The sequence below is a fragment of the Nocardia sp. CA-129566 genome (assembly GCF_050956075.1).
GTDB lineage: Bacteria > Actinomycetota > Actinomycetes > Mycobacteriales > Mycobacteriaceae > Nocardia.
Genome location: NZ_CP192085.1, coordinates 8891939 through 8911118, shown reverse-complemented (window position 1 = coordinate 8911118; position 19180 = coordinate 8891939). Strand labels below are relative to the sequence as shown.

General features: G+C 66.4%; 21 protein-coding genes. 13 read left to right on the top strand and 8 right to left on the bottom strand.

What is annotated here, in order from left to right; genetic code table 11:
- Nucleotides 1–37: 37 nt before the first annotated feature.
- A complete protein-coding gene (locus tag ACQP0C_RS39680) occupies nt 38–1600 on the top strand; it encodes a dynamin family protein (protein ID WP_433728704.1) in 1563 nt (520 codons plus the stop codon).
- On the opposite strand, the gene ACQP0C_RS39675 is transcribed toward ACQP0C_RS39680, so the two are convergent.
- Nucleotides 1581–1871: a hypothetical protein gene (locus tag ACQP0C_RS39675; RefSeq protein ID WP_433728702.1), complete on the bottom strand. Its 291-nt coding sequence runs from the start codon at nt 1869–1871 to the stop codon at nt 1581–1583. The genes ACQP0C_RS39680 and ACQP0C_RS39675 overlap by 20 nt on opposite strands.
- 40 nt (nt 1872–1911) lie before the next feature.
- A complete protein-coding gene (locus tag ACQP0C_RS39670; protein WP_433728700.1) occupies nt 1912–2478 on the bottom strand; it encodes a TetR/AcrR family transcriptional regulator in 567 nt (188 codons plus the stop codon).
- 73 nt (nt 2479–2551) lie between these two features.
- Between ACQP0C_RS39670 and ACQP0C_RS39665 the strand changes: the two genes are divergently transcribed.
- From ACQP0C_RS39665 to ACQP0C_RS39655, 3 genes are all read left to right on the top strand, one after another.
- Nucleotides 2552–3769, top strand: a complete 1218-nt coding sequence (locus ACQP0C_RS39665; protein WP_433728698.1) for an FAD-dependent monooxygenase — start codon at nt 2552–2554, stop codon at nt 3767–3769.
- Between the two features lie 102 nt (nt 3770–3871).
- Nucleotides 3872–4303, top strand: a complete 432-nt coding sequence (locus tag ACQP0C_RS39660) for a hypothetical protein (RefSeq protein WP_433728696.1) — start codon at nt 3872–3874, stop codon at nt 4301–4303.
- A gap of 65 nt (nt 4304–4368) precedes the next feature.
- Nucleotides 4369–5010, top strand: a complete 642-nt coding sequence (locus ACQP0C_RS39655; protein ID WP_433728693.1) for an endonuclease — start codon at nt 4369–4371, stop codon at nt 5008–5010.
- Between the two features lie 3 nt (nt 5011–5013).
- Here ACQP0C_RS39655 and ACQP0C_RS39650 read toward each other — a convergent pair whose 3' ends face one another.
- A complete protein-coding gene (locus ACQP0C_RS39650; RefSeq protein WP_433728691.1) occupies nt 5014–5286 on the bottom strand; it encodes a helix-turn-helix domain-containing protein in 273 nt (90 codons plus the stop codon).
- A 78-nt stretch (nt 5287–5364) separates the two neighbouring features.
- On the opposite strand from ACQP0C_RS39650, the gene ACQP0C_RS39645 reads away from it, so the two are divergent.
- On the top strand, nt 5365–5961 hold the full coding sequence (locus tag ACQP0C_RS39645; protein ID WP_433734789.1) for an NUDIX domain-containing protein: 597 nt from the start codon (nt 5365–5367) through the stop codon (nt 5959–5961).
- Nucleotides 5962–5970: 9 nt separating this feature from the next.
- Here the strand turns inward: ACQP0C_RS39645 and ACQP0C_RS39640 are convergent, their stop codons facing one another.
- Nucleotides 5971–7131 carry a zinc-binding dehydrogenase gene (locus ACQP0C_RS39640; protein WP_433728689.1) on the bottom strand — a complete coding sequence of 387 codons (1161 nt, stop codon included), beginning with the start codon at nt 7129–7131 and terminating at the stop codon, nt 5971–5973.
- Between the two features lie 90 nt (nt 7132–7221).
- A complete protein-coding gene (locus tag ACQP0C_RS39635) occupies nt 7222–7671 on the bottom strand; it encodes a winged helix-turn-helix transcriptional regulator (protein WP_433728687.1) in 450 nt (149 codons plus the stop codon).
- An 88-nt stretch (nt 7672–7759) separates the two neighbouring features.
- Here ACQP0C_RS39635 and ACQP0C_RS39630 point away from each other — a divergent pair, with 88 nt between their 5' ends.
- Both ACQP0C_RS39630 and ACQP0C_RS39625 read left to right on the top strand, forming a co-directional pair.
- On the top strand, nt 7760–9181 hold the full coding sequence (locus ACQP0C_RS39630) for an MFS transporter (protein ID WP_433728685.1): 1422 nt from the start codon (nt 7760–7762) through the stop codon (nt 9179–9181).
- A gap of 12 nt (nt 9182–9193) precedes the next feature.
- Complete coding sequence (locus ACQP0C_RS39625) at nt 9194–9688, top strand: pyridoxamine 5'-phosphate oxidase family protein (protein ID WP_433728683.1); 495 nt, start codon at nt 9194–9196, stop codon at nt 9686–9688.
- Between the two features lie 53 nt (nt 9689–9741).
- Here the strand turns inward: ACQP0C_RS39625 and ACQP0C_RS39620 are convergent, their stop codons facing one another.
- Entirely contained in the window at nt 9742–10038 is a 297-nt protein-coding gene (locus tag ACQP0C_RS39620) for a hypothetical protein (RefSeq protein WP_433728681.1), read from the bottom strand.
- A 1-nt stretch (nt 10039) separates the two neighbouring features.
- A complete protein-coding gene (locus ACQP0C_RS39615; protein WP_433728678.1) occupies nt 10040–11749 on the bottom strand; it encodes an MFS transporter in 1710 nt (569 codons plus the stop codon).
- 113 nt (nt 11750–11862) lie between these two features.
- Between ACQP0C_RS39615 and ACQP0C_RS39610 the strand changes: the two genes are divergently transcribed.
- Nucleotides 11863–12351 (top strand): MarR family winged helix-turn-helix transcriptional regulator, encoded by a 489-nt coding sequence (locus tag ACQP0C_RS39610; protein WP_433728676.1) that lies wholly within the window; start codon nt 11863–11865, stop codon nt 12349–12351.
- 9 nt (nt 12352–12360) lie between these two features.
- On the opposite strand, the gene ACQP0C_RS39605 is transcribed toward ACQP0C_RS39610, so the two are convergent.
- A complete protein-coding gene (locus ACQP0C_RS39605; protein WP_433728674.1) occupies nt 12361–14016 on the bottom strand; it encodes an FAD-binding oxidoreductase in 1656 nt (551 codons plus the stop codon).
- Between the two features lie 493 nt (nt 14017–14509).
- Here ACQP0C_RS39605 and dnaK point away from each other — a divergent pair, with 493 nt between their 5' ends.
- From dnaK to ACQP0C_RS39580, 5 genes are all read left to right on the top strand, one after another.
- Nucleotides 14510–16357 (top strand): molecular chaperone DnaK, encoded by a 1848-nt coding sequence (dnaK, locus tag ACQP0C_RS39600; protein ID WP_433728672.1) that lies wholly within the window; start codon nt 14510–14512, stop codon nt 16355–16357.
- A complete protein-coding gene (grpE, locus tag ACQP0C_RS39595) occupies nt 16354–17001 on the top strand; it encodes a nucleotide exchange factor GrpE (RefSeq protein ID WP_433728670.1) in 648 nt (215 codons plus the stop codon). Before dnaK ends, grpE begins: the two co-directional genes overlap by 4 nt.
- A 24-nt stretch (nt 17002–17025) precedes the next feature.
- Nucleotides 17026–18189, top strand: a complete 1164-nt coding sequence (gene dnaJ / locus ACQP0C_RS39590) for a molecular chaperone DnaJ (protein WP_354954772.1) — start codon at nt 17026–17028, stop codon at nt 18187–18189.
- Nucleotides 18189–18590: a heat shock protein transcriptional repressor HspR gene (locus tag ACQP0C_RS39585; protein WP_433681370.1), complete on the top strand. Its 402-nt coding sequence runs from the start codon at nt 18189–18191 to the stop codon at nt 18588–18590. The genes dnaJ and ACQP0C_RS39585 overlap by 1 nt, the downstream gene beginning before the upstream one ends.
- A 246-nt stretch (nt 18591–18836) precedes the next feature.
- On the top strand, nt 18837–19142 hold the full coding sequence (locus tag ACQP0C_RS39580) for a hypothetical protein (RefSeq protein ID WP_433728668.1): 306 nt from the start codon (nt 18837–18839) through the stop codon (nt 19140–19142).
- Nucleotides 19143–19180 lie beyond the last annotated feature (38 nt).

Sequence of the window (19180 nt, the reverse complement as noted above, 5' to 3'; positions counted from 1 at the left end):
CCGCGCTCAGTGCATGGGCCGCCGGTACGGTAGCTCCGTGAGAAGAGACGTGACCCGGCAGGATGCCCGGCAGGCGCCCGGCATCGTCGCCGAGGCGCATCAGCTGGTCGCCGCAGCCAGGCAGGCATTTCCGCGCGAGCCGCGCCCGCGCGCACTGCTGGCCGACTGTGCCCGTCGCCTGGATCAACCGCTGCGGGTCGCGCTGGCCGGTTCATTGAAGGCGGGTAAGTCGACCCTGCTCAACTCCCTGGTCGGACAGGACATCGCCCCGACCGATGCGACCGAGTGCACGCGTGTCGTCACCTGGTACCGCAATGGCTCGACCCCGAGCGTCACGGCCTTCGCACCGGATGGGGCGACGGCGAATGTGGTGGTGCGCCGCGGCAGCGGCACTCACGGACTGACTTTCGATCTGGAACGACTGAACTGGAATGCGCCCGGCCCGCGTCCGGTCGACCATCTCGAGGTCGAGTGGCCCGCCGCCGCGCTGGCGAATACCACCATCATCGACACCCCGGGCACGTCATCGCTGTCGCGGGAGGTGTCCATGCGCACCGCGCGACTGCTCACCCCCGGCGATGCGGACGGCGACCGGGCGGGGGCGAGTGTTTCGGTCCCCGGCGCCGACGCGATCGTGTATCTGCTGCGTCGGCTGGACGACGCCGACATTCGGTTCCTCGAACAGGTCGGTGCCGGAGCCGCCGGGGCACAGGGTATTTCGGGACCGCTCGGGGTGATCGGGGTGGTCTCGCGCGCCGATGAGATCGGGGCGGGGCGAATCGATGCACTGCATTCCGCCCGCGACGTCGCCATGCGGTTCGCGGGGGAGCTGGAGCGAACCGGACTGTGCCAGGCCGTCATTCCCGTTGCCGGTCTGCTCGCCTTCGCCGCGGCGACCCTGCGTCAGCAGGAATTCACCGCGTTCGAGGCATTGGCCCGGGTTCCGGTGGACGAGCTGAGCGCCGCACTGCTTTCGGCGGATCGCTTCGCGCGTCCCGATATCGCGCTCCCGGTTCCGCCGGAACTACGCGCTCAGCTCGCCGAGCGCTTCGGGCTGTTCGGAATTCGCATGGCGGTCACGCTGATTCGCCTCGGTGTGCGCGATTCCGCCACGCTGGCAGCGGAATTGACCAGCCGCAGCGGGGTGGACGAGCTGCGCTCGGTGCTCGATGTGCAATTCGGCCAGCGCGCCGACCAGCTCAAGGCCCATTCGGCGCTGACCGCCCTGGCACGCGTGCTCACCGTGTACCCGGGCACTCAGGCCGACCAACTGCTGCCTCGGGTCCGCACCCTGCTCGCCGATGTTCACGGCTTCGCCGAACTTCGCCTGCTCGGCCGCCTGCGCACCGACGAATTGGCCCTGCCCGCAGCTGATCTCGCCGAACTGCACCGCCTGATCGGCGGCTCCGGCGTGGCCACCCACCTGCGGCTGGGCCTGCCCTTCGGCACCGACCCCGCCCTCCAGCGCGCCCAGGCGCTGGCCGCGGTTCGCAAATGGCGCGCCCGCGCCCGCCACCCGCTGGCCGACCAGTTCACCACCACCGCCTGCCTGACCGCTGCGCGCAGTGCCGAGGGAACCCTCAGCCTGCTGCCGGAGTGATTCCGGTGCGCGCGATCCGGTGACCCGGGAGATCGCCGCATCCGCCGATGAACACCACCGCCCCGGCGAGTGCCGTACCCGCCGTGTGGCGGGTGCGGGCCGATTCCCAGTGCGCGGTCGCCCGCGCCGCGGCGATATGCGACGGACCCGCACGACCGGTCGCCGGATCACGCGGATCGAAGCCACCCGCACGCCGCCGCAGGATGCGGAATTCGTCACCGCGACCGGGCAATTGGACGGCGGGCGTTGGCGCATCGTGTTTCGTCCGCACACCCGTACGCGGTGTGCAGTCGTGACCAAGGGCGCGCGACCTAGCTGGTGATCCGGCGCAGCGCGTCGGCGAGTTCCCTGCCCGACGGTGCGTGGTCCGGATCGATCAGAACCTGTGCGGCCAGGCCGGTCAGTAGCGCCTGGTAGAAGGAGCCGATGGCGTAGCCGCTCTCGGCATCGGATTCATCGATGCCCTCGAAGAGCCGGGCCAGGCCGCGGCGGGCCTCGTCGAGGCCGCTCGCCAGTTGTTCGCGGGTCGCCTCGTCCAGTCCGGATTGGGCGAGGATGTCGAAGGTGGCCGACCAGAGGCCGCGGTGGGCGGCGATGGAGTCGAGCACCGCGGTCCAGTTCGCTTCGAAGCGTTGCAGGGCAGTGGCATTCGGCTCGGCCACGGTGCACAAGCTGCGTTCGAGTTCGTCGCCCCACTCCCGATTCGCCTCCGCCAGCGCGGCATTGAGCAATGCCTCTTTGGAGCCGAAGTGGTACCCGATGGCGGCCATGCTGACCCCACCCGCGGCATTCGAGATATCGCGCACGGTGGTGCGCGTATAGCCCTTCTCGAACAGACACCGGCGTGCGCCTGCCAACAGATCCTCACGATTTCCCATGGTCAGCATGGTAGCGCAAGCGCCTTAGGCATTTGTCTTGCGCAAGCGCCTAAGACGTATGTACAGTTCTCGCATGAGCAGCCCGCAGAGCCTGAAGAACCGCACCGTCCTCATCTCCGGAGCGAGCATCGCCGGACCGGCACTCGCCTATTGGTTGCACCGCTACGGATTCACCCCGACGATCGTCGAGCGCGCACCGCAATTGCGTGCGGGCGGTCAGGCCATCGACGTACTCGGCACCGCGACCGAGGTCGTGCGCCGGATGGGCCTACTGGAGCGGGTGCACGAGATGAGCACCGGCAAGCGCGGCACCTCCTACGTCGACGCGGCGGGCAAGGTGAAGGCGAATATCAGCAGCGAGGTCTTCAATGGCGTCGGGGCCAACGGCGACACCGAGATTCAGCGCGGCGATCTGTCCCGGGTGCTCTACGAGGCGACCAGGGACGACGTCGAATATCTCTTCGGCGACTCGATAGCCGAACTCGCCCAGGATGATTCGGGAGTGCACGTCACGTTCGTCAAGGCCGAACCGCGCACCTTCGACCTGGTGATCGGTGCCGACGGCGTGCATTCCAACACTCGCGGGCTGGTCTTCGGTCCGGAATCGGACTTCATCCGGCATATGGGCTACTACATCTCTATCTTTACGACTCCGAACCTGCTCGAACTCGACCGCTGGGAGCTGGACTACAACACCCCGGGCACCATCGCGGGCAGCTACAGCGCGCGCAGCAATACCGAAGCCAAAGCGGTTTTCGCATTCGAATCCGAACAGCTCGACTACGACTACCGCGATGTCGAGCAGCAGAAGAAGATCCTGGCCGACCGGTTCGCGGGCCAGGGTTGGGAGGTGGCGAGGCTGCTCGCGCATCTCGACGCCGCCGAGGATTTCTACTTCGACGCCATGGCGCAGATCTATATGGACGACTGGTCGAAGGGGCGGGTGGCACTGGTCGGGGACGCGGGCTACTGTGCGTCACCGCTGTCCGGTCAGGGTGCGGACCTGTCGCTGGTCGGCGCGTACATCCTGGCCGGTGAGCTCGCCGCGGCGGGCGGCGATCACACCGTCGCCTTCGCCCGCTATCGCGCGGAAATGCGACCCATGGTCGAGGCCTGCCAGACCTTCGCCGAGGGGGTGGGCAAATGGTATGCGCCGCCGAGCAATTCGATGATCCGCATGCGCAATCTGAATGTCCGGCTGCTGCCGTACCTGCCGTGGCGCGGTCTCATCGGCGGAGCCCCGCAGAAAGTCGCCCGCACTGTCGCCGCCAAGAACTACGCGGACATCTGAGTGACGCACCTCACAGCGAAGAGGGGGCCAGTTCGGTCACAGCCGAGGCGAACCCGGTGTCGAAACGGGTGAAGCAGTTCATCGGAAAGGAACGAAGCCGCCATGACCACCACCGTCACCCTGAATCCGCAGATCCTCGGCCAGGCCGAGAACGCCCATCGGGCGATGCTCGAGCAGATCCTGCGCGGCACCACAATGACCTACCACCAGTGGGTCGGACTCACCCTCGCCGCGGTCGCGGGCGGCGAAATCCCGATCGACCAGCTCGTGTCCCGGCTGACCGGTGCGCTGAAGACCGATGGCGCCACCGCGCGCAACGCGCTGGCCGAATTGGCCGCCGCCGAATTGATCGAGCACAGCGACACCATCCGGGTCACCGACCTCGGAAAATCCCGCTTCGGCAGCATCCGAGCCGATATCGATGGCGCGATGGTGCGGGCCTACGCCGATATCGCCGCCGAGGATCTGGCGACCGCCGGGCGCGTGCTCGCTCGGGTGACCACTCAGCTCAACGCGGTGCTGGAAACTGTGTGACACCTGGCCTGTGTCGATCTGCCACCCGGGGGTACGCCTGAAATTACCGAGGCAGGGAGAACACAATGACGCAGCAGGATGTGGTGAACGCACTGATGGATCGGGCGGGCACGGGCTATGCGGCCGAGGCCGGAATCGCCTTGGCCGATAAACCCGCCCCGCTGTTCCAACTGCTCATGCTCGCCGAATTGCTCAGCACCAGGATCTCCGCCGATATCGCGGTCGCCGCGGCCAAGGAACTGGTGAGCACCGGGTACCGCACCCCGCAGCGGGTCGCCGACGCCGACTGGCAGGAACTGGTCGACGTGCTCGGCCGTGCCCACTACAAGCGCTATGACGAGAGTACGGCTTCGCGCTTGGGTGCCAATGCGTCTCGCATCCTGGATCGCTACGACGGTGATCTGCGCAAGCTGGCCGATGAAGCCGAGCATGATCCGGTCCGGGCCGCCCAACTGCTGCAGCAGTTCCAGGGCATCGGCCCCACCGGCAGCGATATCTTCCTGCGTGAGGTGCAGGACGTGTGGAGCTGGGTCCGGCCGCATTTCGACGAACGCGCACTGCGCGGCGCCGAACGCGTCCGGCTACCCACCGATCCGGACCGCCTCGCCGATCTGGCCCCGGAAGACCACACCGCCGACTTGGCCGCGGCGCTGGTCCGCGTCACCCTGGACAACGAAATCGCCGAACAGGTCCTCGCCGCGACCTGAGGCTCAGGTGATCCGCACGTGCACCCGCATACCGGCCGCGGCGACCATATTGACCAGTGCGTCCAGGCTGAACAGCTGCGACTTACCGCAGTGCAGATCGGAGATCCGGGCGGCGCTCACCCCGAGTTGCTCGGCGGCGGCCTCCAGGCTCCAGCCGCGCGTGGCGATCCAGTCGGTCAGTTCGAATATCAGCTGCGACCGCAGCCGCAGGTTCTCGTGGTCGCGCGGGGTGGCATCGATCGCATCCCACACGATGTCGAAGATCTTCTCGGCCATGCTGTGCCCACCTTCTCGAGCTGTTCGAGCAGTGACGGTGTACAAGTGGAGAGACCGTGCCCATCGTCGCAGCCGGTGATGCCGCACGCAGGGAACTCCGCCGAACACGCCGTAATTCCGGACCGAGCGCAGGAAGGTCGTGAGGTGATGCCGGACCGTGACGAGCAACAATTCGCCCAGGTGAGGCTGGCCGCAGGAGCGCTGTTCGTGCGCGATGAGGACGTGCTGCTCGTTTATTCGGCCCAAAGGTGCCGCTGGGAGATTCCGGGCGGCATTGTCGCGCCCGGCGAATCACCCGCCGCGGCCTGTCGTCGCGAGGTCCGGGCAGAACTCGGCCTCGATCGCCCGCCGCAGCGGCTGCTGGTGCACGACTGGGCACCGAACGTCGATGACGACAAGATCATCTACATCTTCGACTGCGGTGAGCTCGGCGACGCATCGGCGGTCGAGTTGTCGGGTGAACTGGACCGTTGGCAGTGGGCGCGCGTCGACACCATCGACACCTTCGCCCGCCCCAGCCTGGCCCGCCGTATCTGGCAGGCCTTTCGCGCCCGCATGGAGCGCCACGCCGTCTACCTCGAACACGGTCAACCCACGCTCGTCCATCCGGGCACCGAGGTGGCGGCTCCCTCGTGGCTGGACCGTCAGGCCGACCGCGACCGCCATCTCGGCTGACCCGTCCGGTCAGGGTGTCGTGGCGCTACTGGCCGGATCGATGAGGATCTTCGCGTGCTCCTCCGGATTCGCCAGGGCGGTGAACGCATTGTCGATGCCGTCCAGCCCGACGGTGCCGGTGATCAGCGGAGCCGGGTCTACCTTGCCGTCGGCGAGCATATGCAGCGTGTCACGGAATTCACCCGGGTCGTAGCCGAGGACGAAGCGGACTTCGATCTCCTTATTGATGGCCATCGCGGGTTGGAAGCGGTCGGTCTCCATACAGACGCCGACGACGACCACGCGCGACAGCGGCGGCGCAGCCGCGATGATCTGGTCGATAATGCCCGGCACGCCGACACATTCGAAGATGACCGGACCCGCCGGGGCGGCATTGAGCGTGTGCGCCAAGCGGAAGACGTACCACCACGGCAGATTCGGAATGCGACGCAGCCGTTCCATGGTGTCGAAACCGAGGCTGAGGATATCGGTGACACCGTTGATCCGGCCGCGTTTCGGCGCTGCGTCCCATGGGGAGTCGGCCGCGGGATCGACCACGATATCGGCGCCGCAGCCGAGGGCGAGTGCCCGGCGGCGCGGAGAGAAGTCACTGGCGACAACGGTGCGCACACCAGCCGCCTTCAGCATGCTGATGACCGCCAATCCGATGGGGCCGCAGCCGATGACGAATGCGGTCTGCCCCTTGCCGACGCGTCCCTTGCGCACCGCGTGCCAGGCGACGGCCATCGGCTCGGTGAGGGCGGCGTGCTCGGCCGAAAGTCCATTGGGGATCGGCATCGTCATGGACTCCTGGACCACCACCTGCTCGGCGTAGGCGCCGGGCGCCGCCGTCGAGAGGCCGGTCAGCTGCGGTGCGCCGGCGTGGCGCACGATCGGCAGTGCCACCACGGGTGTGCCCGGCCGCCACCGCTTGCGGCAGCCTGGTCCGTAATCGACTATCTCGCCGCTGAATTCGTGGCCGAGCACCACACTCTGATCCGAACGCATGAACTGGTCGTATCCGGTGCGTTCGGCCAGCTCCGCCATCTCGTCGGCATGGGTGCGGGCATGCAGATCGGAACCACAGATCCCGCAGCGCGACACATTGATCAGCACCTGCCCGCGTCCTGGCACCGGTGTCGGAAGTTCCTCCACCGCGAACTTGGTATTGGTGACGACGGCGGCCCTCATAAGAGAACTCCTCGGATCGGCGGGCACGAAGCTTCCCTCTGCCACCCTACTGCCGAGTTCGTGGGGCACCGCGAGAATCGCGCGTCTGGATCAGACAGTCGCGTCTTCGAGGGCTTCGGCGTCGCGGACCCGACGATCGTAAGAATTACGGGCCGTGGCGATTTCGTTCTGATGGCTCTCGGTCCAGACCACCAGCGCCTTGATGGTGGTGTGCAGACTCGCGCCGAGCGGGGTCAGGGCGTAGTCCACCCGGGGCGGCACCGTCGGATGGACCGTCCGCTCGACCAGCCCGTCGCGCTCCAGATGCCGCAGCGTGCGGGTGAGCATGCGCTGGCTCACGCCGTCGATCTTGCGTTTGAGTTCGGTGAACCGCAGGCTGCGCTGGTCGAGCAGCGCGATGACCAGCAGTGACCACTTATCGGCCACGCGGTCCAGGATCTGGCGCACCTCGCAGTCGACCCGGGTGTCCCACTGGAGAACGTCGTAGTCCGCCTCGGTATCCCCGCAGTCACCGGGTGACTTCAAAGTGCCGTCTTCCATGGTTACCGATTCTGCCGAAGACTCGACGTCGGTATCAATAGGGAACCGACCCAACCATCGGTAACCACGTCTACTGGGAGTTCATGCGATGTCGAAATCGAGACCCGCGGCGGTCTACACCGAGCTGTCCGGCCGGTCCTCGGCGGTGCTCGCGGTGCTGTGCGGTGCAATCTTCCTGGAGGGCATCGACGTCGCGATGCTGAATGTCGCGCTGCCGTCGATCCGGGCCGATCTCGGCCTGTCCACCGGCATGCTCAGCGGGGTCGTCTCCGCGTACGTGCTGGGCTATGGCGGGTTCATGCTGCTCGGCGGTCGCGCCGCCGATCTATTGGGGCGGCGGCGGATGTTCCTGCTCTGGTTGACGGTATTCCTGCTGTTCAGCGGACTGGGCGGACTGGCGAGCGCGGGCTGGATGCTATTGCTGGCCCGCTTCGTCACCGGTGTCGCCGCGGCATTCATGGCTCCGGCCGGATTGTCGTTGATCACCACCAACTTCGCCGAGGGGCCCGCGCGCAACAAGGCCCTGCTCGTCTATGCGGGCATCGCCGCGGGCGGATTCTCCCTCGGCATGGTGGTCGGCGGGTTGCTCACCGCACTCGGTTGGCGGTGGGTGTTCTTCGCGCCGGTTCTGCTCGCCGCGCTGATCCTGGTGGGTGCGTTCGCGCTGGTGCGGGATGCCGATGTGCCCGAGCGGATTTCCGGTGGGTTCGATCTGCCCGGTGCGCTCAGCGTGACGGGTTCGATGCTGCTGCTCGTCTACGGCGTTGTGCGGCTGGAACATCCGAGCGAGGGACCGGTGCTGACGGTCGCGGTCTTCGGCGCGGGCCTGCTCCTGCTCGCGGGATTCGGGTGGAACGAACGCCGCTCGGCGAACCCGCTGGTCCGGCTCGACATTCTGCGGTCGGGAACGCTGGTGCGCACCAATGTGATCGCGCTGCTGTTCGTCGGATCATTCGCGGGCTTCCAGTTCCTGGCGACCCTGTACTTCCAGGAAATGCGCGGTTGGTCGACCGTGCAGACCGGCCTGGCAATGGCGGTGATCGGCATCGACGCCGTGCTCGCACCGGTGCTCACCCCGCGCCTGGTGGACCGATTCGGCAATGCCCGAGTGGTTTTCGGCGGCGTGCTGCTCGCGGCACTCGCCTATGCGCTGTTCCTCCCGACCGATCTGGACCGAAGCTACGCCGCCATGTTCCCGGCGATGCTGCTGCTCGGCGTGGCCTTCGCACTCGTCTACGGACCGCTCACCATCGCGGGCACCGAGGTAATCGCCGAGCAGGATCAGGGCCTGGCCAGCGGCCTGCTCTACACCGCCTTCCAATTCGGATTCGCGCTGGGCATATCGGCCGTCACCGCGGTGCATGTCGCGGTGGGCGGTTCCGAAATCGACGCTCTGCAAACCGCATTGATCGTCCCCGTCATCGCCGCCGCGATCGCGGCCGCCGTCGCCGGCCTCGGCCTGCGTCGAACCGGCGCGCCCGATACAGCCGATCAGCTCGTCCGTGCCTGAGGAAGAATTCAGATGACCAGTACGACAACATTATTCGCTGATATCCAGCGCGAGTTCGATACCTACGTCGGCGCTATCAACTACGCGACCATGGTCACGGTCGACGCCAAGGGTCGTCCGCGCACCAGAGTCCTGATTCCGGTCTGGGAAGTAGTGGATGGGAATCCACTCGGCTGGCTGGCCACCTACCGGACACCCGTGAAGGCAGCGCATCTGGCGGCGAATCCGAACACATCGTTCTCCTACTGGACCCAGCGGCAGAATTCCGTGCACGCCGATGCGGTCGCGCAATGGGTTTCGCTCGATGATCTCACTACCCGGCAACATGTTTGGGAGCTGTACCAGCGCACGAGCCCGACGGGTGCGGGTTATCCGCTCGGGCAGTTCTGGCAGGGCATCCATGATCCGAAGCTGCATGTACTTCGATTGGTGCCCTGGCGGATTCAGGTGATTCGGGGTAGCGATCTGCGGAGCCGAATGTGGAAGGTGGCTGCGGACGTCGGCTGATGTGGACGAACGACGGCGGCTCCCAGGTTGATCCGGGAGCCGCCGTCTCGGTATTACTGACGTTCCAGCGTCGGGATCACCACGTCGTTCAGGTATTCCTCGATGCTTCGGCCGCCGCGTTGGGCTTCGTGTACGACGACCTGCCGTGCCGCCGCCTTTTGCTTCAGTGCCGCACGGGAATTCGGTTCCACACCGCCGCCGATGATCAGGTTGGTGATCTCGCCGGTGTCGAGGGCGCGCAACGCGTCGGCGTCGGCGATGAAGCCCTCGGTGGCAAATCCATTGGCGCGCAACAACTTGATGGCGGTGTCGACGACGGCTCGGCGTCGGCCGATGGCAAGTACTTTCATCTCAGACTCCTGTCGGTAGCAGTTCCAAAGGATCATCGATTTCAAGGTGCTCGGGCCGTGCGTCCCGGGGTAGCGCGAGGAAGCCGAGGCACATCACGGCCAGTAGGCCGATCCCGTACCACAGCGTGTATTCGAAGGTGTTGGCGAAATTCACCGCGTTGGCTCGTTCCCCCGCATCGGTGAGCACCTGTGTCACAGCATAATTGCCCGCATCCGAATTCCGGCAACTGGCCGGGATCTCGGTCGGATCGACCTGAGCGGACCGATCATGCACGCACGCAAGGAAATTCGCGACGATCCGGTCCTGCGCCGGTGCGGGCACGCCGATCGTGGTCAGCTCGCTGCGCACCTGCGGTGTGACCGCCTCGACGCCGCGCGCCGAATCATGGTCCAACTGACCGAAGAACACCACGCCGACCAGTGCGACACCGAGTGCGGTGCCGAGCTGCTGCCCGGTATTGAGCAGGCCCGACGCCGCCCCGGCCTCGCGCGCTGGCACCTGACCCAGCAGCAGATCGATGGTCGGTGCGACCACCATCCCGAATCCGGCGCCGGTGATGATCAGCGGAATCACCATCTGCCATGAGGCGATCGACGGACCGTAGTGCGCGGCCATCCACCCGTAGAGCCCGAATCCGGCGGCATTGACCACACCACCGGCGACCAGCACCGCGCGGCCGAAGCGCGGCGCGAGCACACTCACCGAGCCCCCGGCTCCGATGCCGGCGCCGACCGCGAAGAAGACGGCGGTGAGTCCGGCCCGCATTGCCGACCAGCCGAGACCCGCCTGCATGAACAGCGTCCACACCAGGAAGAACCCGCCGAGACCGATCCAGAAGAGCAACCAGCTGGTGAGGCCGACCGTGAACGGCCGGGACCGGAACAGCTCCAGGTCGATCAGCGGGGATCCGACGGTCCGCGCGCGCCGCCGCTCGAAGGCGACGAATACCCCGAAGACCACCGCCGCGGCCGCCATCATCACGAAAGTCCATGTGGGCCAGCCCAATCGGCGACCCTCGGTGAGCGGATAGGCCAGCAGCAGGATCGCGGAGATCGCCAGCACCATGCCGACCAGATCGAGCCGCGGCGCGGCCGCGGAACGCGAATCCCGCATGACGATGCTCGCCGCGATCAATGCCGCGATCCCGACGGGCACATTGACCAGGAAGATCGGCCGCCAGGCCAGATCGAACAGATCCCATTGCACCAGCAGTCCGCCCAGTGACAGACCGACCGCGGAGGCCGAACCGCCGACGCCGCTGTAGATGGCGATCGCCTTGGCGCGCTCGTCCTTCGGGAAGGTGGCCCGGATGATCGCGAGGATCTGCGGCACCATCAGCGCGGCCATCGCGCCCTGGATGAATCGGGAGGTGATCAGCATGGTCGGATCCGTGCTGAAGCCGCACGCGGCCGAGGCCAGCGTGAAACCGGTCATGCCGATCAGGAAGATGCGCTTGCGGCCGTAGCTGTCACCGAGTCGGCCGCCGGTGATCAGCACCGCGGCGAAGGCCAGGACATAGGCCGCGATGATCCATTCGACCTGCGAGTACTGCGCGTCCAGATCGGTCTGAATGCTCGGTACCGCGACATTGACGATGGTGACGTCGAGCAGGTCCATGAATCCCGCGGCCAGCACGACCGCGAAGGCGATCCAGCGGCGCGGATCGAGATGGGGTGGGGCGGTTGCGTGCGGGGCGATGTCGGTATCCACGGGAGCTCTCTTCCGTCGGTGGGATGTAGCGACTTCTCAAACTATGCACATGAAGTGATTATCAATCAAGCGTGCAATCATTAAAAGTGCGTTGATTGGGGTATGCTGGGTTGGTGACCGACGACGATCCGGCCTTCGTGCCGCTGTCCGAGCATCCGGCCTTCCTGTTCGGGCAGCTGGGCTTTCATGTCGGCTACCGGTTCACCGACCTGCTCGCGCCGCTCGGCATCAGCCCGCGCCACTACGGCACGCTGCGGATATTGCTCGCGAACGACGGCCAATCGCAGCAGCAGCTGTGCGAGGCGCAGCGGATTCATCGCAATGTGATGGTCGGGCTCGTCGATGAACTGGAGAAGCGTGGACTCGTCGAGCGCCGCAGACATCCGACCGACCGGCGGGCGCACGCGGTGTATCTGCTGCCCGCCGCACACGAGTTGCTCGCGCAGGCCGAGGGGATCGTGGCCGGATTGGATGCGGATGTGACGGCGTCGCTCGATCCCGAGGAGCGCGCGACGCTGGTGAAACTCCTACAGCGCACCGCGATGGGAAATGGCCTGATCCCGGATATTCATCCCGGCCTGTCCAGGCCGGATAGGTGCTGAGCTACGGCGTCAGATCAGGACGCCGGGATTGAGGATTCCGGCCGGATCCAGTGCGGATTTCGCCGCCCGCAACGCATTCGCGAACGGGTCGGGGCGCTGGCGGTCGTACCACGGTCGGTGATCCCGGCCGACCGCGTGATGGTGGGTAATGGTCGCGCCCGCGGCCGAGAGTGCCTCGGAGACGGCGGCTTTGATGTCGTCCCACTGTGCGAGCGTGCTGCCCCAGCGACCCGCGGCGTAGATGCCGAAATAGGGTGCCGGACCGTCCGGATACACGTGGGTGAAGCGACAGGTCACCACGCCGGTGGCGCCGACCGACCGGATGGCCGCGTTGGCGGCCTCGGTCACCGATGCCTTCAGATCGTCGAATTTATCCCAGGTGCAGGCGGTTTCGAAGGTTTCGGTGATCATCGATCGGGCCGCGAGGGCGTCGCGCTGGTAGGGCATCCGCAGGAATGACGATCGCCAGGTATCGGCCGCGCCCGAACCCGGTTGGCGCGCGGTCGATTCGGTGTAGCGCGCGGGTTCGGGCAGGATGCCGCCGTGCTCGGCGACCAACTCCAGCGCGCGTTCCATCCAGGTGCGCGTCGGGTGATCGGCGGATTCGAATCCGAGTACCAATACGCCGCCGCTGGTGGCGGCGCCGGCATTGAGGAACGCCTCGGCCGGATCGAGCAGTCGGCAATTGCTCGGGTGCAGGCCGGACTGGGCGATGGCCCTGGTGGCGGCCACTGCCTTCGCATAATCGTCGAAGTGCGCGGAAGCCGTTGCGCGCCAACGCGGCCGGTCCTGCAGGCGCATCCACGCCTCGGTGATGATGCCGAGTATCCCCTCGGAGCCGAGGAACATCCGGTCCGGCGACGGCCCCGCCCCGGATCCGGGCAGCCGCCTCGATTCGCTGATGCCCGTGGGTGTCACCACCCGCATCGACTCGACCAGGTCATCGATATGGGTGTACAGCGTGGCGAAATGCCCACCGGCCCTGGTGGCCAGCCAGCCACCGAGGGTCGAGAATTCGAACGACTGCGGAAAGTGCCGCAGCGTCAGATCCGCGCCGCGCAGCTGATCCTCCAATGCCGGACCGAAGACTCCGGCTTGTATTCGCGCGGCCCGGCTGGTCCGATCGATCTCCGATACGCGATCCAGCGTACCGAGGTCGAGGCTGATCGCCCCCTCGAATTCGCTTGCCGTCCAGCTGGAATCGCGGTGCGTCCCGGCCGAATCGGTCGACGACCGATGGGGCAATCGCGGCTCCACCCCGCCGACCACCGACGTCCCGCCGCCGAACGGGATTACCGCGACATTCGCCCCGGCCGCCCAGTCGAGCACGTCGACGATATCGTCTTCGCCGCGCGGCCGAACTACCAGATCCGGCGCATCGCGCACGTCACCGAGCAGATTGCGAATCACATCGCGAAATGCCTGACCGTGCGCGTGCGCCGCCCGATCGGCCGGATCCGCCGACGCCAGTGCGGCGAGCGAATCCGGTGCGCTCACCCGCGGTTCGGGCAGTCCGAGCGATTCGACCGATGGCGGCTCGTGTGGAGTCAGATCCGCCCCGGGCAGCACCGCCGCGACCCGCGCTGTCAGTGCGTCCAATTCCGCGCCGACGACCGCGTCCTCGACATTGCCCCAACCCCACCACGACCGCGTCTTCGTCGCCACGACCACTCCTCCCGGCGGTCCGATCGACCGCACCGCCGCCCGCCATCCTCGTGGAGCACCGATCGCCGGGCAAGCACCCGCGATATCTCCCTGTTCCGCGCCCATCCGGCTGGCGAGAATGGCGGACAGTGCCCTGTGGAGCACCGATCGCCGGGCAAGCACCCGCGATATCTCCCTGTTCCGCGCCCATCCGGCTGGCGAGAATGGCGGACAGTGCCCTGTCGAGTGGTCCGGGAATAGATCGCGCAGGACGCCGGTTGGGCTGTTCGACAATGTTGAGTGGGTCCGGCTCAAGTTTGAGTTGACTCCCGGCGGTGATCGGGTGCAGGATTGAGCCGACCACGCTCAGCGTTGCTGGGACCGTGCTCCGTGAGGTGCTCGGTGCGAGGTCTTGCGGCAGCCGATGACGGATGCCGCAGGGCGGGCAGATCGCCCGAAACCCGCGATTACCCAGCACCGACACAAGTAGTTACGTCAACTAGGAGGAACAACCATGGCTCGTGCGGTCGGAATCGACCTCGGGACCACGAACTCGGTCGTCGCCGTTCTCGAAGGCGGCGAGCCGGTCGTCGTCGCGAACTCTGAAGGATCGCGCACTACCCCATCGATCGTCGCGTTCGCCAAGAACGGAGAGGTTCTGGTCGGCCAGCCCGCCAAGAACCAGGCGGTCACCAACGTCGACCGCACCATCCGCTCGGTCAAGCGGCACATCGGCACCGACTGGTCGGTGGACATCGACGACAAGAAGTACACCGCACAGGAGATCAGCGCGCGCGTGCTGATGAAGCTCAAGCGCGACGCCGAGGCCTACCTGGGCGAAGAGATCACCGACGCGGTCATCACCGTGCCCGCGTACTTCGAGGACTCGCAGCGCCAGGCCACCAAGGAGGCCGGTCAGATCGCCGGCCTGAACGTGCTGCGCATCGTCAACGAGCCCACCGCGGCCGCGCTCGCGTACGGCCTGGACAAGGGCGATAAGGAACAGACCATCCTGGTCTTCGACCTCGGTGGCGGCACCTTCGACGTCTCGCTGCTGGAAATCGGCGAGGGCGTCGTCGAGGTCCGCGCGACCTCCGGCGACAACCACCTCGGTGGTGACGACTGGGACGAGCGCGTCGTGACCTGGCTGGTCGACAAGTTCAAGGCCAGCGCGGGCATCGACCTGACCAAGGACAAGATGGCCATGCAGCGCCTGCGTGAGGCGTCGGAGAAGGCCAAGATCGAGCTGAGCTCCTCGCAGAGCACCTCGATCAACCTGCCCTACATCACCGTCGACGCGGACAAGAACCCGCTGTTCCTCGATGAGCAGCTGACCCGCGCCGAATTCCAGAAGATCACCTCGGACCTGCTCGACCGCACCCGTGCGCCGTTCCAGTCCGTGATCAAGGACGCGGGCATCAACGTGGCCGATATCGATCACGTCGTGCTCGTCGGTGGTTCGACCCGTATGCCCGCGGTCAGCGATCTGGTCCGCGAGCTGACCGGCGGCAAGGAGCCCAACAAGGGCGTGAACCCGGACGAGGTCGTCGCCGTCGGCGCCGCCCTGCAGGCCGGTGTGCTCAAGGGTGAGGTCAAGGACGTCCTGCTGCTCGATGTCACCCCGCTGTCGCTGGGCATCGAGACCAAGGGTGGCGTGATGACCAAGCTCATCGAGCGCAACACCACCATCCCGACCAAGCGTTCGGAGACCTTCACCACCGCCGACGACAACCAGCCGTCGGTGCAGATCCAGGTGTTCCAGGGTGAGCGCGAGATCGCCTCGCACAACAAGCTGCTCGGCTCCTTCGAGCTGACCGGCATCCCGCCGGCCCCGCGCGGCGTGCCGCAGATCGAGGTCACCTTCGACATCGACGCCAACGGCATCGTGCACGTGACCGCGAAGGACAAGGGCACCGGCAAGGAGAACACGATCAAGATCCAGGACGGCTCCGGCCTGTCCAAGGAGGAGATCGACCGGATGGTCAAGGACGCCGAGGCGCACGCCGCCGAGGACAAGGCCCGCCGCGAGGAGGCCGAGACCCGCAACCAGGCCGAGTCGCTGGTGCATCAGACCGAGAAGTTCATCAAGGAGAACGAGGACAAGGTCCCCGCGGACGTCAAGACCAAGGTCGAGGCGGCCATCGCCGAGGCGAACGAGGCGCTCAAGGGCACCGATATCGCGGCCGTGAAGTCCGCGGTGGAGAAGCTCGCGACCGAGTCGCAGGCGCTGGGCCAGGCCATCTACGAGGCGTCGGCGGCCGAGTCCGCAGCCTCCGGCAACGGCGCAAGCGCCGCGGCTGGTGACGATCAGGTTGTGGACGCCGAAGTTGTGGACGAGCCGGTCGACACGGAGAAGAAGTGACCCAGGGAAACTCCGAACAGGAGCCGATCACCTTCGTCGACAATCGCAAGATTGATCCGGAGACGGGCGAGATTCGGGAACCGGCGGCGGAGCCCGCCGCCGGGCCCGGCCCGGAAGCCGGGAACGGCACCGAACCCATTATCGGTAACGATGAGGGTGCCGAGGTCCTGGCCGAGACCATCACCAAGGAGCTGGCCGAGCGCACCGCCGATCTGCAGCGGCTGACCGCCGAATACGCCAACTATCGGCGGCGGGTCGAGCGGGACCGGCAGGCGACCATCGAGGCGGCCAAGGCCGCCGTGGTCTCCGAATTGCTCGGCGTACTCGATGATCTCGATCGTGCGCGCGCGCACGGTGACCTCGAAACCGGGCCGCTCAAGTCGGTCGCGGACAAGCTCGCCGACGCGCTGCACAAGCAGGGTCTGCAGGAATTCGGTACGGAGGGTGAGCCCTTCGACCCGACCCTGCACGAGGCCGTGCAGCACGAGGGCGACGGACACGATCCGGTGATCGGTGTAGTTATGCGCAAGGGCTATCGGTTCGGTGATCGCGTGCTTCGGCACGCGCTCGTCGGGGTAACCGATGGCGTGGCCGATCTGGTCGAAGAAGAGGCATCCGATGATGCCAATGCGAACAACCAATAAGAACCCGAGAGGAGGAGATGCCCGGTGAGTCAACGGGAGTGGATCGAAAAGGACTTCTACAAGGAGCTGGGTGTCTCCTCCAGCGCCTCGCAGGACGAGATCAAGAAGGCGTATCGCAAGCTCGCTCGTGACTTGCATCCGGATGCCAACCCCGGCGATACCAAGGCCGAGGAGCGGTTCAAAACCGTCAGCGAGGCCCATGCCGTGCTGTCGGATCCGGCCAAGCGCAAGGAATACGACGACACCCGAAAGCTGTTCGCCGGTGGCGGATACGGACGCGGTGGCTTCACTCCCGGTACGGGCGGCGGCTTCTCGCAGGACTTCAATATCGGTGACATCTTCGGCCAGGCGAATGCGGGCGACGGTGGCCTCGGAGACTTGCTGGGTGGGCTGTTCAACCGGGGCGGTACGCGCACTTCGAGCCGCCCGCGCCGCGGCGCGGATGTGGAGACCGAGACGACCCTCGGGTTCCGCGAGGCCGCACAGGGCGTCACCGTTCCGCTGCGGATGACCAGTCCGTCGCCGTGTACCACCTGTCACGGCAGCGGCGCCAAGCCGGGGACCAGTCCGCGAGTCTGTCCCGTCTGCAATGGCAACGGCGTGATCAGCCGCAACCAGGGTGCGTTCGGCTTCAGCGAGCCGTGCGACGAATGCCGTGGCACCGGCTCGATCATCGATGACCCGTGCGTCGACTGCCATGGCAGCGGCATCCAGAATCGGACCCGCACCATCACGGTGCGGATTCCGCCTGGTGTCAGTGACGGGCAGAAGATCCGGCTGGCCGGCCAGGGTGAGGCCGGGCTGCGTGGTGCGCCCTCGGGTGACCTCTATGTGACCGTGCACGTCAGCCAGGACAAGGTCTTCGGCCGCAATGGCGACGACCTGACCCTGGTGCTGCCGGTCAGCTACAGTGAATTGGTGCTGGGCACAACGGTTTCCGTGCCCACGCTGGAAGGGCGCGTCGGCGTCAAGGTGCCGCCCGGCACCGCGGACGGCCGCATCCTGCGGGTGCGCGGTCGTGGCGTGCCCAAGCGCGGCCCCGCCGGTGGGGCGGGCGATCTGCTCGTCACCGTCAAGGTGGCCGTGCCGCAGAAGCTGGACGACAATGCCACCGAGGCGCTCAAGCGGTTCGCGGAGGCGGAGAAGACCAGCGGGTTCGATCCGCGTGCGGGATGGGCAGGTGCGTGATGTCCGATAATCCGAAGCAGGCATCCAGTGGGTCGTCACGGGCCGAGTTCTTCATGATCTCGGTCGCGGCCCAGCTGGCGGGTATGCATGCGCAGACGCTGCGCACGTATGACCGCTTGGGACTGGTGACGCCGCAACGGACTTCGGGTGGCGGTCGGCGCTATTCGGCACGGGACGTCGAGCTGCTGCGCGAGGTGCAGCGGCTGTCCCAGGACGAGGGCGTCAACCTGGCGGGCATCAAGCGCATCATCGAACTCACCAATCAGGTCGAGGAACTGCAGCAGCGGGTCGCCGAAATGTCGGCCGAGCTGGATCGGCTGCGCGCGGGGTATCGCCCCGATCTCGCGCCGCCGCAACGCAGTACCGCACTGGTGGTGTGGAAGCCGCGCAATCGGCGCTGAAAGCGCTACGGCAATAGCAACGGCTCCGGGATTCGGTGTTCAACCGAGCCCGGGGCCTTTGTCGTTTTCGCCGATGGGTAAATGCGTTATGCGGCAATGTCGTACCCATTGCCGCAGCGAATAACTGCTGGCAGTGCTCGGGCAAACTCCCGACTCCGGATTTCGGTATCCGGTAGGTGGTTCGCGGGCTGGGCGGCGTCGGCCCGCGGCCAGTTGGGTTGCCGATGATGTGCCGAGCTGTGAAGTTTGCTGTGGGCGGTGTTTCAGCAAACTATGCGCCGGATCGCCCGCGCGATTCCGTTGTTCGCCAGCCCGGCTGGTGCGCCGCGTTTGCCCGAGCCGGTAAGCGATTGCGGCGCGCCGATTGCCGAGGGATCGCTCTCGGAGCCGCAATGGGATGAATCTTGCAAAACGGATCTTGCGAAACCGCTGGATATGTGGCGGATTTCGCCGCCATGTTCGTTCTTTCGGTTTGTTTTCAAGGGTTTTCGTGGTGCTGACCGCCGTTTCAGCGAAATTACACGCATGATGTTTACCCGACTGATTCCGTAGCTGGCAAACCTCGCCTACACTCGTTCGCATTGGCTGCT

Bases quoted from the DNA above. Each gene is read 5' to 3' on its own strand.
- ACQP0C_RS39645 (WP_433734789.1), top strand. From the start codon at position 5,365: ATGCCGCACGCAGGGAACTCCGCCGAACACGCCGTAATTCCGGACCGA.
- ACQP0C_RS39585 (WP_433681370.1), top strand. From the start codon at position 18,189: ATGTCCGATAATCCGAAGCAGGCATCCAGTGGGTCGTCACGGGCCGAG.
- ACQP0C_RS39630 (WP_433728685.1), top strand. From the start codon at position 7,760: ATGTCGAAATCGAGACCCGCGGCGGTCTACACCGAGCTGTCCGGCCGG.
- ACQP0C_RS39665 (WP_433728698.1), top strand. From the start codon at position 2,552: ATGAGCAGCCCGCAGAGCCTGAAGAACCGCACCGTCCTCATCTCCGGA.
- ACQP0C_RS39660 (WP_433728696.1), top strand. From the start codon at position 3,872: ATGACCACCACCGTCACCCTGAATCCGCAGATCCTCGGCCAGGCCGAG.
- ACQP0C_RS39650 (WP_433728691.1), bottom strand. From the start codon at position 5,286: ATGGCCGAGAAGATCTTCGACATCGTGTGGGATGCGATCGATGCCACC.
- ACQP0C_RS39670 (WP_433728700.1), bottom strand. From the start codon at position 2,478: ATGGGAAATCGTGAGGATCTGTTGGCAGGCGCACGCCGGTGTCTGTTC.
- ACQP0C_RS39625 (WP_433728683.1), top strand. From the start codon at position 9,194: ATGACCAGTACGACAACATTATTCGCTGATATCCAGCGCGAGTTCGAT.
- ACQP0C_RS39640 (WP_433728689.1), bottom strand. From the start codon at position 7,131: ATGAGGGCCGCCGTCGTCACCAATACCAAGTTCGCGGTGGAGGAACTT.
- ACQP0C_RS39635 (WP_433728687.1), bottom strand. From the start codon at position 7,671: ATGGAAGACGGCACTTTGAAGTCACCCGGTGACTGCGGGGATACCGAG.
- ACQP0C_RS39655 (WP_433728693.1), top strand. From the start codon at position 4,369: ATGACGCAGCAGGATGTGGTGAACGCACTGATGGATCGGGCGGGCACG.
- dnaK (WP_433728672.1), top strand. From the start codon at position 14,510: ATGGCTCGTGCGGTCGGAATCGACCTCGGGACCACGAACTCGGTCGTC.
- ACQP0C_RS39620 (WP_433728681.1), bottom strand. From the start codon at position 10,038: ATGAAAGTACTTGCCATCGGCCGACGCCGAGCCGTCGTCGACACCGCC.